This is a genomic window from Streptomyces palmae (genome assembly GCF_004684805.1).
Lineage (GTDB): Bacteria > Actinomycetota > Actinomycetes > Streptomycetales > Streptomycetaceae > Streptomyces > Streptomyces palmae.
Map to the genome: position 1 here is coordinate 1 of NZ_SRID01000159.1, position 14,854 is coordinate 14,854.

Sequence of the window (14,854 nt, forward strand, 5' to 3'; positions counted from 1 at the left end):
GGTCCCGGCCCAGCCGGACTACTACCCGGCCGCCGCGGAGTACCCCGGGCAGCAGGACGCCGGCTACGCACCGCAGGTCGCGGAGTACGGGCAGCAGGGCGACTACGGATATCCGCAGCAGTACCCGCAGACCGCCGACCCGTACGCCGCCCAGGGCGCCGGCTACCCGCAGGCACACCCCGCCGCCGCGGAGCCCGCGGCCTACGGCTGGCAGCAGCAGGGCTACTCGGAGCACTCCGGCGGGCAGGCGTACCAGGGCTACCCGGCGGCCGACCCCTACGGCTCCGCCGGCCAGGGGCAGCCGCAGGTCCAGATCCCGCAGCAGGGCCAGCCCCAGCAGGCCGCCGCGCTCGACGAGACCAGCTTCTTCGACACCAGCATGATCAACCTGGACCAGCTGCGCGAGTACGAGCAGGGCCGCTGACGCCGGTGCCGCCCCTGCCCGGCGACCGGATTGGGTCTACGGCTGCGCGTCCAGTATCCTGACTGTTCGGTTGCGTGTATGTGCCTCGCGGCACTCCTCGCGGACCGCGTTTTCGGCTGCCCGCAGCGCATCGGCCACGGGCGGCCCGTTCCACAGCGTAGAAAGCAGGAAGCCCTGAACGCCCGCCTCGATCACCGTGCCCCCCTCGTGTTCGACACACGCGAGCTGGGTCGGCGTCCTGGTGCGCTCAAGCGGCTCACCCGCTCGGTTCCGGCGCCCCAGAACCTCGGCATCGAGGTCATCGGGGTGCGCGAGGGCGCGACCGTGGAACTCGACCTCCGGCTGGAGTCGGTCATGGAAGGGGTGCTTGTCACAGGCACCGCCCGTGCGCCGCTCACCGGGGAGTGCGTAAGGTGTCTGGAGCCGCTGGAGCGAGAGCTCGACGCGGACTTCCAGGAGTTGTTCTCCTACCCCGACGCCGATGCCTGGGGCCGCGACGCGGACTCGGACGACGACGCCGAGGAGGAGGACAGGCTCTTCCTCGAGGACGACCTGTTCGACCTCGAACCCGTGCTGCGGGACGCGGTGGTGCTCGCACTGCCGCTGCAGCCGGTGTGCCGGGAGGACTGCCCGGGTCTGTGCCCCGACTGCGGGGTGCGCCTGGCGGACGAACCGGACCACCACCACGACGCCGTCGACATCCGTTGGGCGGCACTGCAGGGACTCGCCGAGACCATCAAGGACGGCGAGAAGGACGATATGGGCGGCGCCGAACCGGGCGTCGACGAGAAGCAGGAGAAGTAGCCGTGGCTGTTCCGAAGCGGAAGATGTCGCGCAGCAACACGCGCCACCGCCGGTCGCAGTGGAAGGCTGCGGTCCCCACCCTGGTGGCGTGCGAGCGCTGCACCGAGCCGAAGCTGCAGCACATCGCGTGCCCGAGCTGCGGCACCTACAACAAGCGTCAGGTCCTCGCGGTCTGATCGGCGGGTGACAGGCTCTATGTCAGACGGCAACTCGTCGAAGAAGGCGCCGGCGGACACAGCCTCGTCCCACACGATTCTGGAAGGGCGGCTCGGCTATCAGCTTGAGTCCGCCCTTCTGGTGCGTGCGCTGACCCACCGCTCCTACGCGTACGAGAACGGCGGACTGCCCACCAACGAGCGGCTGGAGTTCCTCGGGGACTCCGTGCTCGGCCTGGTGGTCACCGACACGCTGTACCGCATCCACCCCGACCTGCCCGAAGGCCAGCTGGCCAAGCTGCGGGCCGCGGTGGTCAACTCGCGCGCACTGGCGGAGGTGGGCCGCGGCCTCGACCTCGGCGCCTTCATTCGGCTCGGCCGAGGCGAAGAGGGCACCGGGGGCCGGGACAAGGCGTCCATCCTGGCCGACACCCTGGAGGCGGTGATCGGCGCGGTCTACCTGGACCAGGGTCTCGACGCCGCCGCCGAGCTGGTGCACCGGCTCTTCGACCCCCTCATCGAGAAGTCCTCGAACCTCGGCGCCGGCCTGGACTGGAAGACCAGCCTCCAGGAACTCACCGCCACCGAGGGGCTCGGCGTCCCCGAGTACGTGGTCTCGGAGACCGGCCCGGACCACGAGAAGACCTTCACGGCTGCTGCCCGCGTCGGTGGTGTCCAGTACGGCACCGGCACCGGCCGCAGCAAGAAGGAAGCGGAACAGCAGGCGGCGGAGGCCGCGTGGCGTGCCATCCGCGCCGCGGCCGACCAGGCGGCCGCCGCGGCCGCGGCGGGGGACACCCCGGCCGCCGGTCAGGCGGACACCGCCTCGCCCACCCGCTGAACCTCCCCGGCACCGGGCCCGCCCCGGTGCCGGGAGTTCCGCGGCACGGCCCACCCGGGCCCTCGCGCAAACCCCCCGCCGCGCCCGTCGCGGGCGACGGCATCCCATCCGCGCCCGGCACCCACTCCGGAGGACGACCGTGCCAGAACTGCCCGAGGTCGAGGTGGTCCGGCGCGGTCTGGAGCGCTGGGTCAGCGGACGCACGGTGGCCGCGGTGGAGGTGCTGCACCCCCGTGCCATCCGCCGCCACCCCGCCGGCGCCGCCGACTTCGCGGCCCGGCTGACCGGCCGCCGCATCGGCGAGGCCCGGCGGCGCGGCAAGTACCTGTGGCTCCCCGTCGAGGGCGCCGACATCTCCGTACTGGCGCATCTGGGCATGAGCGGACAGCTGCTGGTGCAGCCGCCGGACGCACCGGACGAGAAGCACCTGCGCATACGGATCCGGTTCGCCGACTCCCCGGCCCCGGCGGCGCTCGGCGAGGCGGCCGGCACCGAGCTGCGCTTCGTCGACCAGCGCACCTTCGGCGGCCTCTCGCTGCACGGCATCGCCCCGGGCGCCACCGACGGACTGCCGGACGTGATCGCGCACATCGCCCGCGACCCGCTGGACCCCGCCTTCGACGACGCCGCCTTCCACACCGCGCTGCGCCGCCGCCGCACCACCATCAAGCGGGCGCTGCTCGACCAGTCGCTGATCAGCGGCGTCGGCAACATCTACGCCGACGAGGCGCTGTGGCGCGCCAAGCTGCACTACGAGCGGCCCACGGCCACCCTGACCCGGCCGCGCACCGCCGAACTGCTCGCCCATGTCCGCGCGGTGATGGGCGACGCGCTGGCCGCCGGCGGCACCAGCTTCGACAGCCTCTACGTGGACGTGAACGGCGAGTCCGGCTACTTCTCGCGCTCCCTGGACGCCTACGGCCGGGAGGACAAGCCCTGCCGCCGCTGCGGCACCCCGATCCGCCGCCGTCCCTGGATGAACCGCTCCAGCTACTTCTGCCCGCGCTGCCAGCGCCCGCCGCGCCCCGCCGCCGACTGACACCGGCAGGGCGGCTCCACCGGAACGCGGCTGCCCGCAAGGCCCCGGCGCGCTGTCGGCGAAGCGGTCAGCCGTGCTCCGCGTCGTACCGGGACCGCGCCTCCATGACGGCCGGCATCCGCTCCTCGACCAGATGGATCAGCCCCATCAGCTGCTCGGTGACCGCCTTGCCCAGCGGAGTGAGCCGGTAGTCGACCCGGGGCGGGTTGGTGGGCTGGGCCTCCCGGTGCACCAGACCGTCCCGCTCCAGCGCGTGCAGGGTCTGGGCCAGCATCTTCTCGCTGACCCCCTCCACCCGGCGGCGCAGTTCGTTGAAGCGGAACGAGCCGTCGTGGAGCGCGCCCAGCGTCAGGCTGCCCCACCGTCCGGTGACGTGCTCCAGCGTGGTCCGGGACGGGCAGCTGCGGGCGAACACGTTGTAGGCCAGCTCGCCGTCCACCTGGGGGCAGTGGTCATCGCCCAGGTCATCGGATGCGGCAGTGCGTGAGGTCGCCATACCGGACACCTTACCGCTCCACAGCACTAACTCATGGGTTGCGCTTTCTGAAAGTTAGTGCTTCGCTGGGTGCGGCGCCCACCCCGGTGGTGCCACCCCTTCTTCTTCGAATTCCAGGAGCCCTCCATGGCCAGCCCCGTCGTCTCCATCGCCTACCACTCCGGTTTCGGCCACACCACCGTGCTGGCCGAGGCCGTCCGCGACGCCGCGGCCGAGGCCGGTGCCACCGTGCACCTGATCAAGGTGGACGAGATCACCGAGGCGCAGTGGGAGCTGCTGGACGCCTCGGACGCGATCATCTTCGGCTCGCCCACCTACATGGGCACCGCCTCCGGCGCCTTCCACGTCTTCGCCGAGTCCACCAGCAAGCGCTGGTACGCCCGGGCATGGCAGGACAAGATCGCGGCCGGGTTCACCAACTCGGGCTCCAAGAGCGGCGACAAGCTGCACACCCTGCAGTTCTTCACGGTGCTCGCCGCCCAGCACGGCATGCACTGGGTGAACCTCGGCCTGCTCCCCGGCTGGAACACCACCACCGGTTCGGAGAACGACCTCAACCGCCTCGGCTTCTTCCTGGGCGCGGGTGCCCAGACCTTCGCCGACCAGGGCCCGGAAGGGGTACACAAGGCGGACATCGCCACCGTCGAGCACCTCGCCCGGCGCGTGGTCGAGGCGGCCAGGGCCTTCGCCGCGGGGCGCGCCGCCCTGGCCGCCTGAGGCGCCCGGCCCACCGGCCTGGTGAAACGGGTACCGCCCGGCTCACCGGTCCGGCGAAACGCACACCGCCCGGCACCCCGATCAGGGGGCGCCGGGCGGTCCGCGTTCACCGGTTCGCCCCGCACGCCCGCAAGGGGCCGCGAGGTGGGGGCTTCGGGTCAGTAGCCGAACTCCTGGGTCCACCAGGGGCCGCCCGCGCCGTAGTGCGCGCCGACACCGATGGTCTGGAAGTCGCAGTTGAGGATGTTGGCGCGGTGGCCGGGGCTGTTCATCCAGGAATCCATCACGGCCTGTGCGTCGGCCTGGCCGCGGGCGATGTTCTCACCGCCCATGTTGGTGATCCCGGCCCGCTTGGCCCGGTCCCAGGGGGTGGCGCCGTCCGGGTCGGTGTGGTCGAAGAAGCCGCGCTCGGCCATGTCGCGGCTGAAGTCGCCGGCGAGCGCGCCCAGTCGGGAGTCGGCGATCAGCGGCGAGCAGCCGGCCTGGGCCCGCTTCTGGTTCACCAGTCGGAGCACCTCGGCCTCGGCGGCCGCCTCCTTGCCGGTCGAGCCGCGCGGGGCGGTGGTGTGCCGGGGCGCGGGCTTGGTGGTGGCGGAGGGCGCCGGCCGGGTGGTCCGGGTCGGTGCAGGCCTCGCGGTCCGGGTGGGGGACGGCTCGGCGGACGGCGCGCCGGACCGCTTGCCCGGGGTGGCCGAGGGGGAGTGCGAGTCCGTGGCGGACGGTGCGGGCTTGCGGTGGGCGCCGCGGCCGGCCGCCTCCCTGTCCCGGGGGGTCGGGGAAGCGGAGGGGGAGCCCTCCGTGGTGGCCTCGCCGTCCGGCGAGTCCTCGGTGCTCACCCGCCCGCCCGGGCCGTCTCCCGCGGTGACCGAGTGGCCGCCCGAGGTCAGCAGCCCCGAGCTCATCGCCGCCGCGCCCAGCACCACGGCCGCGGAGGCGCCCAGCAGCCCGGTGCGGACCGGTACCCGGGAGCCGCGGCGGCGGTCCCGGTGGCGTCCGGAGGATATGTCCGCGGATATCGCGGGATCGGTGTCGGTGTCGGTCGGCTGCGCTGCCGGGGGTTCGGCGGCAGCACGTCGATGGCGGCCCATCTCCTGCCTTCCTACATGCTCGGCGTCAACGTCAATCACTCGTTCAGGTGAGTGATGGTGAGCCGCGACTGTACGCCATGCCCTGCCGGCTCGATGTGCCTCGGGGGCGATCGGCCGGTTAGCGTGCACCTCATGAACGAGAAGGTCCGCCTCACCGTCTGGGTCCGCGGCCAGGTGCAGGGCGTGGGATTCCGCTGGTACACCCGGGCCAACGCGCTGCGCATCGGCGGCCTGGTCGGATTCGCCTCCAACCTGGCCGACGGGCGGGTGCAGGTCGTGGCGGAGGGGGCGCGCCCGGAGTGCGAACAACTCCTCGACTGGCTCCGCGGCGGCGACACGCCCGGCCGCGTCGACGGCGTCACCGAGATCTGGGACACACCGCGCGGTGGCTACCAGACCTTCGAGACCCGCTGAGACCCGCTGACCCCGGACGGCTCCCGTCACCCGTTCGGCGCTGTGCCGCATACCCCGGTCGCGGTCGTTGAGGATGAAAACGGCCTGGTGGTTGCCAATCGGGCCGCATCGTGGAAGGCTGCGTGCCAAGGATGATCTCCACACCCGTCCGGGGCCTTTCCCAGAGGCGCTGCCCCTTGTTTCCGCGGCAGCCTGCCCTCGGCCCGGCGGACCTCGCGGGGTGTGATCGTGTTGACCCTCAAACCATTTGGTGAGACGCTGGAAGCCCCGCGCACCTTCATTGTTTGGCATTGAGCACGGAAATGATGGCAGACATCGCGGGTGCGAATCCCTCACGACCCACACCGCTTCGGTCGGTCACTCAGTGTGGAGGACCATCCATCATGGCAAAGGCGCTTCTCGGTTACGTCGGCGGCTCCGACCCCCGAGTCCTCGCCGAGATGCGACGGCTTCAGCAGCGCGTCCAGGACCTCGAATCCGAACTCATCCGGATGCAGGCCGAGAACGACGCGCTGTCGGCTGCCGCGCACCAGGGCGACTCGCTGATCGACACCATCGACATGACCCAGGCGGAGCCTGCGCTGGCCTGACCTCAGCCTTCGGGCCGGTCGGACCGCATCGTCAGCCGCTTGAGATTGTGCAAGGGACGCCCCGGCGTCCCTTCGTCGTTTCATCCCCCCGGACCGTCTTCCGGGATTCTCCTCCACGCCCCCCAACAGCGACAGCGTCTGCATACGGGCACCCAAGCGGCGCCCGAGCGTTCCTTACCGACTCATGTGCCCTGCCCCTTCCCGGGCGAAACCGAAAAGATGATGGAATCGGGAGCGCTCGGCCCAGGGAGTAGAGTCCGACGGCGTGCACCTCAAGAGCCTGACCCTGCGAGGCTTCAAGTCGTTCGCCTCCGCCACGACGCTCCGCTTCGAGCCCGGCATCACCTGCGTCGTCGGCCCCAACGGTTCGGGCAAGTCCAATGTCGTCGACGCCCTGTCCTGGGTCATGGGCGAGCAGGGCGCCAAATCCCTGCGCGGCGGCAAGATGGAGGACGTCATCTTCGCCGGGACCACCGGCCGCCCCCCGCTGGGCCGCGCCGAGGTCTCCCTCACCATCGACAACTCCGACGGCGCGCTGCCCATCGAGTACGCCGAAGTCACCATCACCCGCACCATGTTCCGCAACGGCGGCAGCGAGTACCAGATCAACGGGGACACCTGCCGGCTGCTGGACATCCAGGAACTCCTCTCCGACTCCGGCATCGGCCGCGAGATGCACGTCATCGTCGGCCAGGGCCAGCTCGACTCGGTGCTGCACGCCGACCCGACGGGGCGCCGCGCCTTCATCGAGGAGGCGGCCGGCGTCCTCAAGCACCGCAAGCGCAAGGAGAAGGCGCTGCGCAAGCTGGACGCCATGCAGGCCAACCTGGCCCGCGTCCAGGACCTCACCGACGAGCTGCGCCGCCAGCTCAAACCGCTCGGCCGGCAGGCCGCGGTGGCCCGCCGCGCCGCCGTCATCCAGGCCGATCTGCGCGACGCCCGGCTGCGGCTGCTCGCCGACGACCTGGTCACCCTGCGCGAGGCGCTGCACGCGGAGATCGCCGACGAGGCAGCGCTCAAACAGCGCAAGGAGGCCGCCGAGGCACGGCTGCACGCCGCCCAGCAGCGCGAGGCGGCGCTGGAGGAGCAGGTCAAGGCGCTCACCCCGCGGCTCCAGCAGGCCCAGCACACCTGGCACGAACTGTCCCAGCTCGCCGAGCGGGTGCGGGGCACGATCAGCCTGGCCGACGCCCGGGTGAAGAGCGCCACCTCCGCCCCGGCCGAGGAGCGGCGCGGCCGGGACCCGGAGGACATGGAGCGCGAGGCGGACCGGATCCGCGAACAGGAGGCGGAGCTGACGGCCGCCCTGGAGGCGGCGAGCCGGGCCCTGGAGGACACCGTCGCGCACCGCGCGGAGCTGGAGCGCCGGCTGGCGGAGGAGGAACGCCGGCTCAAGGACGCCGCGCGCGCCGTCGCCGACCGCCGCGAGGGACTGGCCCGGCTGCACGGCAAGGTGACCGCGGCGCACGGCCGGGCCGCCTCCGCCCAGGCCGAGATCGACCGCTTGGCCGCAGCCCGGGACGAGGCGCGGGAGCGTGCCGCGCTCGCCCAGCGGGAGTACGAGGACCAGCAGGCCGAGGTCGACGGACTGGACGCGGACGACACCGAGTTGGCCCAGTCCCACGAGTCGGCCAAGAAGGCCCTGGCCGAGGCCGACGCGGCACTGGGCGCCGCCCGTGAGGCGGCCACCGCGGCCGAGCGGGAGCGCGCCGCCACCGCCGCCCGCCATGACGCACTGGCCCTCGGGCTGCGCCGCAAGGACGGCACCAAGGCTCTGCTGGCCGCCACCGACCGGCTGACCGGTCTGCTCGGTCCCGCCGCCGACCTCCTCACCGTGGTGCCCGGCCATGAGATCGCGGTGGCCGCCGCGCTGGGCGCCGCCGCCGACGCCGTCGCGGTCGCCGATCCGGCCACCGCCGCGAAGGCGCTGCGGCTGCTGCGCGAACAGGACGCCGGACGGGCGGCGCTGCTGCTCGGCGCCGCCCCCACCGAAGGCGCCGCCGCGCCCCGGGGCACACGGCCGGCGGGGGCCGAGGCGTACGGGCCGTACGCCGCGGATCTGATCGAGGGCCCCGCCGGACTGCTGGCGGCGGCGCGCCGGCTGCTGGACGGGGTGGTGGTGGTCGGCACCCTGGCCGAGGCCGAGGCACTGCTCGCCGAGCACCCCGCGCTGACCGCGGTCACCGCCGAGGGCGACCTGCTGGGCAGCCATTTCGCGCAGGGCGGTTCGGCCGGCGCGCCCAGCCTGCTGGAGGTGCGGGCCTCGGTCGACGAGGCCGCGGCCGAGCTGGCCGAACTGGCCGTACGGTGCCGGGAGCTGGCCCAGGAGCAGCAGCGTGCCCAGGAGCGGCGGACCGAGTGCGCCGCCGAGGTGGAGCGGCTGGCCGCCCGGCGCAGCACCGCCGAGCGGGAGAAGTCGCAGGTGGCACAGGCGCTGGGGCGGTTGGCCGGGCAGGCCAGGGCGGCGGCGGGGGAGGCCGAGCGGTCGACCGCGGCGGCGGCCCGGGCCCAGGAGGCGCTGGCGGCCGCCCAGGAGGAGGCCGAGGTGCTGGCCGAGCGGCTGGCCGTGGCCGAGGACCAGGCCGCCGAGGACGGCACGGACGAACCGGACACCTCGGTACGGGACCGGCTGGCGGCCGACGGTGCCAACGCCCGGCAGACCGAGATGGAGGCCCGCCTCCAGGTCCGTACCCACGAGGAGCGGGTCAAGGGGCTGGCGGGGCGCGCCGACGCGCTGGACCGCGCCGCCCGGGTGGAGCGCGAGGCACGGGCGCGCGCCGAGCAGCGGCGGGCCCGGCTGCGGCACGAGGCCCAGGTGGCGGCGGCGGTGGCCGTCGGGGCCCGGCAGCTGCTGGCGCACGTGGAGGTGTCGCTGGTCCGGGCCGAGGCGGAGCGGGACACCGCGGAGCGCGAGCGGGCCGAGCGGGAGCGGGAGCTGGTCGCCGAGCGGAACCAGGGCCGGGAGCTCGCCTCCGAGCTGGACAAGCTCACCGACTCGGTGCACCGGGGCGAGGTGCTGGGCGCCGAGAAGCGGCTGCGGATCGAGCAGCTGGAGACCAGGGCCCTGGAGGAGCTGGGTATCGAGCCGGCCGGGCTGGTCGCCGAGTACGGGCCGGACCAGCCGGTGCCCCCCTCCCCGCCGGCCGAGGGCGAGGTGCTGCCCGAGGACCCGGAGCATCCGCGGAACCAGCCGGTGCCCTTCGACAGGGCTCGGCAGGAGAAGCGGCTCAAGGCGGCCGAGCGGGCCTACCAGCAGCTGGGCAAGGTCAATCCGCTGGCGCTGGAGGAGTTCGCGGCGCTGGAGGAGCGGCACAAGTTCCTCACCGAGCAGCTGGAGGACCTCAAGAAGACCCGGGCCGATCTGCTGCAGGTGGTCAAGGAGGTCGACGAGCGGGTGGAGCAGGTCTTCACCGAGGCGTACCGGGACACCGCCCGGGAGTTCGAAGGGGTCTTCTCACGGCTGTTCCCCGGTGGCGAGGGGCGGCTGCTGCTGACCGACCCGGAGAACATGCTCACCACCGGCGTGGACGTGGAGGCCCGGCCGCCGGGCAAGAAGGTCAAGCGGCTGTCCCTGCTGTCCGGCGGTGAGCGGTCGCTGACCGCGGTGGCCCTGCTGGTGTCGATCTTCAAGGCCCGGCCGAGCCCGTTCTATGTGATGGACGAGGTGGAGGCGGCGCTGGACGACACCAACCTCCAGCGGCTGATCCGGATCATGGAAGAGCTCCAGGAGAGCTCGCAGCTGATCGTGATCACCCACCAGAAGCGGACCATGGAGGTGGCCGACGCGCTGTACGGGGTCTCCATGCAGGGGGACGGGGTCTCCAAGGTCATCAGCCAGCGGCTGCGCTGACCACCCAGCGGAGCTGTTGGGCTCCCCAGGGTTTCCTTCAAGTCTTCAATCCAAGTCTGGTCATGCCCCCGGGAGACTCGTTCGTCACACTCCATTGACTTGGAAACTTGAAGACATATTCTCTGCAACGTTGCTCTTACCTTCATATGGCGCCGGCGTGTCCGGTACCCCAGCGAAGGATCTCCCCCCACGCCCGGCAGCGCGGCCGGGCCTCAGGAGTGCTCGTGTCCCCCACCACGACGGCTCAGGCGTCCACCGGCCGCCCCGTCCCACCGGAACACCTCGGCCGGGTCATCTTCATCACCGCCTCGGCGGCGATGGGCGGTTTCCTGTTCGGTTATGACAGCTCCGTGATCAACGGTGCGGTCGTGGCCGTGCGCGACCGCTACCACATCGGTTCCGCGGCCCTGGCCGAGGTCGTCGCCATCGCCCTGATCGGCTGCGCGATCGGCGCCGCCCTCGCGGGGCGGATCGCCGACCGCATCGGCCGGATCAAGGTGATGCGGATCGCCGCGGCCCTGTTCACCGTGAGCGCCGTCGGTTCCGCACTGCCCTTCGCGCTGTGGGACCTGGCCCTGTGGCGGGTGCTCGGCGGCATCGGCATCGGCATGGCCTCGGTCGTCGGCCCCGCCTATATCGCCGAGGTCGCCCCGCCCGCCTACCGCGGCCGGCTCGCCTCCTTCCAGCAGGCCGCGATCGTGACCGGCATCGCCGTCTCCCAGCTGGTCAACTGGGGCATCCTCCGCCTCGCCGACGGCCAGCAGCGCGGTGAGCTCGCGGGCCTGGAGGCCTGGCAGTGGATGCTTGGCGTGATGGTCGTACCGGCTGTGCTCTACGGGGTGCTGTCCTTCGCCATCCCCGAGTCGCCGCGCTTCCTGATCGACGCGGGCCGCATCGACCAGGCCAAGAAGGTGCTCACCGAGGTCGAGGGCAGGCACATCGACCTCGACGCCCGGGTGACCGAGATCGAACAGGCCATGCGCAGCGAGCGGAAGTCGACCTTCAAGGACCTGCTGGGCGGGCGCTTCGGCCTGCTGCCGATCGTCTGGATCGGCATCGGCCTGTCCGTCTTCCAGCAGCTGGTCGGCATCAATGTCGCCTTCTACTACTCGGCGACGCTGTGGCAGTCGGTCGGCGTGGACCCCAGCAGCTCCTTCTTCTACTCCTTCACCACGTCCATCGTGAACATCATCGGCACCGTGATCGCGATGATCTTCGTGGACCGCATCGGCCGCAAGCCACTGGCCCTGATCGGCTCCACCGGCATGGCCGTCTCCCTCGCCCTGGTCGCCTGGGCCTTCTCGGCCAAGACCGGCTCCGGGGCCGATGTGGTGCTGCCGGACACCCAGGGGACCGTGGCCCTGGTCGCCGCCCACTTCTTCGTGCTCTTCTTCGCCCTCTCCTGGGGCGTGGTGGTCTGGGTGCTGCTCGGCGAGATGTTCCCCAACCGGATCCGGGCCGCCGCGCTGGGCGTCGCCGCCTCCGCGCAGTGGCTGGCCAACTGGGCCATCACCGCCAGCTTCCCCAGCCTCGCCGACTGGAACCTCTCCGGGACCTACATCATGTACACGATCTTCGCCGGGCTCTCGATCCCGTTCGTGGTCAAGTGGGTGCCGGAGACCAAGGGCAAGCCGCTGGAGGAGATGGGCTGACCGGTCAGGCGGCGGATCTCCCGGTCCGCGTGGCGAGCCGGGGCAGCACCCGCTGCGCGAACAGCCGCAGCGACCGCTGGCCCTCGGCCACCGGCATCCCGCCGCACAGCGGATGCAGCACCAGGCCCGTCCGGCCCGCCTCGGCGAGGGCCAGCGCCACGCACTGCTCCGGGGTCATGATCCGGTACACCCCCTGCCGGCGCAGCGCCGCCATGTCGCGGACCGCCGCGCGGGCCGCCGTGCGGTCCAGCAGCGGCTGCCGGACCGCACGGGCCCGGGCCTCGTGCAGCAGATGCCGCCCGTACGTGGCCCAGCATCGCTCCGGATCCTCCGAGAGGTGCAGCAGCACGGTCCGCCGCGCCGGCATCAGGCACCAGCCGGAGGTCCCGTACTCCTTGCGCCGCGCGTGGTAGTAGGTCTCCAGCGCGGGCTGGTGGGAGCTGGGGAAGAAGGGCAGCCCCAGCCGCGCGGCCCGGCGCGCCGCCGCCCGCGAGCCACCGCCCACCAGCAGCGGGGGATGCGGCCGGCTGTACGGGCGCGGGGTGATCCGCACCGTATGGCCCCGGTAGCGGAAGGGTTTGCCGGACCAGGCGGCCAGCAGCGTCTCCAGCGCCTCGTCCTGGAGCGGGCCGCGCCGCGCCCAGTCCCGGCCGTGCGCCGTGTACTCCCGCGGGCTGTCGCCGACCGCGGCCACCGTCACCAGCCGCCCGCCGCCGGTCAGGTCCAGCACGGCGATGTCCTCAGCCAGCCGCAGCGGGTCGTACAGCGCGGCGATCAACGCGCAGACCGTGACCGTCGCCTGCCGGGTGGCGCCCAGCACCGCGCCCGCGAAGGCCAGTGGGGAGGGCTGCCAGCCGTCCGCGCCGCCGTGGTGCTCCTCGGTCTGGATCATGGTGATGCCGTGCTCGTCGGCGTACCCGGCCATCTCCACCGCCGCGCCGTAGCGCCGGGCGAGGGACTGGCGGTTCGCGTCCGGATCGACGAGGCCCAGCCTCAGGACCGTGACAGGCATGGCAGATGTCCCCTCCGCCGAAGAATCGTCCGGTGGAGGGGACGGTAGCTGACGTCCCATCAGGCGAACAGGGTGCGCGTAAGCACCTCGGTCAGCCGGCGCGCGGCCGGGACACCCTGGCCCCGCGAGCCCCGCGGGCGCCTGGGGGTGGGGGTCTCCAGTCGGCTCGCGGTGCGCCCCACGGGGGCGCGAGGAACTGCGCGACCAGCCGCAGCCGGCCCGCGGCTCACCCCACCGCACCGACCGACCGCGCCTGGATCGACCCAGGTGCTAGACGGCCTCGACATCGACATCGGCGTCCGCGGGCCGCAGGGCCTCCCGCGGCGTCGGCAGCACCGCGAAGAGCAGTGCGGCGATCAGGATGGTGGCCGCCCAGCCCAGCCCGTTCCGGCCGATCCAGGAGTCGGCCAGCGGACCGGCGAACCAGTCGGTCCGGGTGAAGCACAGGCCCGCGCCCAGCGCCAGCAGCCAGGCCGCCATCGCCTGCGGGCAGAAGCCGCCCGCGTACCAGTAGCGGCTGCCGCGCCCGGTGTCGGTCAGCGCCTCGGCGTGGTAGCGCACCGCACGGCCCCGGCGCCGCATCATGTCCACGCCGAACACACCGATCCAGGCCGAGAAGGAGACCGCCAGCAGGGTCAGGAAGGTGATGAAGGAGGACAGGAAGCTCTTCGCCACCAGCATCAGGACCAGGCCGCCCACCAGGCTGATGACCGCGTTGATGCTGACCGCCAGCGAACGCGGCAGCCGCACGCCCATGGTCTGCGCGGTGAACCCGGCCGAGTACATCGACAGGCTGTTGATCAGCAGCATGCCCACCAGCGCGGTGATCAGGTAGGGCACCGCCAGCCAGGTCGGCAGCACGTCGCCGAGGAAGGACACCGGGTCCGGCGCGGAGGCCAGGTCCGGGGTGACCGCCGCCATCACCGCGCCCATCAGCACCATCGGCACCACCACCACGGCGGCACCGGACACCGTGGTGCCCACGATCGCGCGGCCGCTGGTGCGGCCCGGCAGGTAGCGGGTGAAGTCCGGGCCGGAGGGCACCCAGCTGATGCCGCCGGCCGCGATGGTGCCGATGCCCGCGATCAGCAGCGAGGTGCTGCCCGCGGGGCGCGAGAACACCTCGCCCCACTGCACATGGGCCACCAGGTAGCCCAGGACCAGCACGCTGAACGCGCCGAACAGATAGGTCGACCAGGTGTTGCACACCGCCAGCACCTTGCGGCCCATACCGCTGACCAGGAAGGTGCAGGCGACGAAGGAGAACAGCGTGACCACGATCAGCGGGGTGCTGCTGCCGATGCCGAAGAGCAGGTCGAGCACGGTCAGCAGGGCGTACGCACCGGTGACCGCGTTGATCGTCTCCCAGCCGAAGCGGGCGACCCACAGGATCGCGCCCGGGAAGTAGTTGCCGCGCACCCCGAAGGTCGCGCGGGAGAGCATCAGGCCGGGCGCGCCGCCCCACTTGCCGGCGATCGAGACCAGGCCGACCATGCCGTACGAGACCACGGCGGCGCAGACGCCGACCAGCAGCACCTGCCACAGGCTCAGCCCGTTGAAGACCACCAGACCGGCGCCCATGGTGAGCAGCAGCACGCTGATGTTGGCGGCGACCCAGGTGGGAAAGAGCTCACGGGCCCGCCCGTGCCGCTCGTGCTCGAGCACCGGTTCGATGCCGCGGGTCTCCACGGCGCCCGTGTTCGGTATGGCGCCCGCGTCGAGGGCGCCGGCGGAGGCGGGGGAGTGGTCCATGGGGGGCGAGGCTCCGTGCG

At 72.5% G+C, this 14,854-nt stretch carries 13 protein-coding genes and 1 pseudogene; 10 read left to right on the forward strand and 4 right to left on the reverse strand.

Annotated elements, in window-relative coordinates; genetic code table 11:
• The 5 genes and pseudogenes from E4099_RS34230 to mutM form a co-directional block, all read left to right on the forward strand.
• A pseudogene (locus E4099_RS34230) lies at positions 1-424 on the forward strand (hypothetical protein); the annotation flags it as partial.
• A 174-nt stretch (positions 425-598) separates the two neighbouring features.
• The gene (locus E4099_RS17625; protein WP_245244941.1) at positions 599-1,228 is read left to right on the forward strand and encodes a YceD family protein; all 630 of its coding nucleotides are present in this window, start codon (positions 599-601) and stop codon (positions 1,226-1,228) included.
• 2 nt (positions 1,229-1,230) lie between these two features.
• The gene (gene rpmF / locus E4099_RS17630; RefSeq protein ID WP_135340036.1) at positions 1,231-1,404 is read left to right on the forward strand and encodes a 50S ribosomal protein L32; all 174 of its coding nucleotides are present in this window, start codon (positions 1,231-1,233) and stop codon (positions 1,402-1,404) included.
• A gap of 19 nt (positions 1,405-1,423) precedes the next feature.
• Positions 1,424-2,224: a ribonuclease III gene (rnc, locus tag E4099_RS17635; RefSeq protein WP_135340037.1), complete on the forward strand. Its 801-nt coding sequence runs from the start codon at positions 1,424-1,426 to the stop codon at positions 2,222-2,224.
• A gap of 139 nt (positions 2,225-2,363) precedes the next feature.
• Positions 2,364-3,263, forward strand: a complete 900-nt coding sequence (gene mutM, locus E4099_RS17640) for a bifunctional DNA-formamidopyrimidine glycosylase/DNA-(apurinic or apyrimidinic site) lyase (RefSeq protein WP_135340038.1) — start codon at positions 2,364-2,366, stop codon at positions 3,261-3,263.
• A gap of 67 nt (positions 3,264-3,330) precedes the next feature.
• Here mutM and E4099_RS17645 read toward each other — a convergent pair whose 3' ends face one another.
• Positions 3,331-3,759, reverse strand: coding sequence for a winged helix-turn-helix transcriptional regulator (locus E4099_RS17645; RefSeq protein WP_135340039.1), 429 nt, complete (start codon positions 3,757-3,759; stop codon positions 3,331-3,333).
• Between the two features lie 126 nt (positions 3,760-3,885).
• Between E4099_RS17645 and E4099_RS17650 the strand changes: the two genes are divergently transcribed.
• Complete coding sequence (locus E4099_RS17650) at positions 3,886-4,476, forward strand: flavodoxin family protein (RefSeq protein WP_135340040.1); 591 nt, start codon at positions 3,886-3,888, stop codon at positions 4,474-4,476.
• Positions 4,477-4,634: 158 nt separating this feature from the next.
• Here E4099_RS17650 and E4099_RS17655 read toward each other — a convergent pair whose 3' ends face one another.
• The gene (locus E4099_RS17655; RefSeq protein WP_135340041.1) at positions 4,635-5,564 is read right to left on the reverse strand and encodes a CAP domain-containing protein; all 930 of its coding nucleotides are present in this window, start codon (positions 5,562-5,564) and stop codon (positions 4,635-4,637) included.
• 132 nt (positions 5,565-5,696) lie between these two features.
• On the opposite strand from E4099_RS17655, the gene E4099_RS17660 reads away from it, so the two are divergent.
• From E4099_RS17660 to E4099_RS17675, 4 genes are all read left to right on the forward strand, one after another.
• Positions 5,697-5,978 carry an acylphosphatase gene (locus E4099_RS17660; protein ID WP_135340042.1) on the forward strand — a complete coding sequence of 94 codons (282 nt, stop codon included), beginning with the start codon at positions 5,697-5,699 and terminating at the stop codon, positions 5,976-5,978.
• Between the two features lie 383 nt (positions 5,979-6,361).
• Positions 6,362-6,568 carry a hypothetical protein gene (locus E4099_RS17665; RefSeq protein ID WP_135340043.1) on the forward strand — a complete coding sequence of 69 codons (207 nt, stop codon included), beginning with the start codon at positions 6,362-6,364 and terminating at the stop codon, positions 6,566-6,568.
• Positions 6,569-6,833: 265 nt separating this feature from the next.
• Positions 6,834-10,418, forward strand: a complete 3,585-nt coding sequence (gene smc, locus E4099_RS17670) for a chromosome segregation protein SMC (protein ID WP_135340044.1) — start codon at positions 6,834-6,836, stop codon at positions 10,416-10,418.
• Positions 10,419-10,642: 224 nt separating this feature from the next.
• A complete protein-coding gene (locus E4099_RS17675; RefSeq protein ID WP_245244939.1) occupies positions 10,643-12,070 on the forward strand; it encodes a sugar porter family MFS transporter in 1,428 nt (475 codons plus the stop codon).
• A 4-nt stretch (positions 12,071-12,074) separates the two neighbouring features.
• Here the strand turns inward: E4099_RS17675 and E4099_RS17680 are convergent, their stop codons facing one another.
• Positions 12,075-13,082 carry an LLM class flavin-dependent oxidoreductase gene (locus tag E4099_RS17680; RefSeq protein ID WP_135340046.1) on the reverse strand — a complete coding sequence of 336 codons (1,008 nt, stop codon included), beginning with the start codon at positions 13,080-13,082 and terminating at the stop codon, positions 12,075-12,077.
• Positions 13,083-13,352: 270 nt separating this feature from the next.
• Positions 13,353-14,834, reverse strand: a complete 1,482-nt coding sequence (locus E4099_RS17685; RefSeq protein ID WP_135340047.1) for a purine-cytosine permease family protein — start codon at positions 14,832-14,834, stop codon at positions 13,353-13,355.
• Between the last annotated feature and the right edge of the window lie 20 nt (positions 14,835-14,854).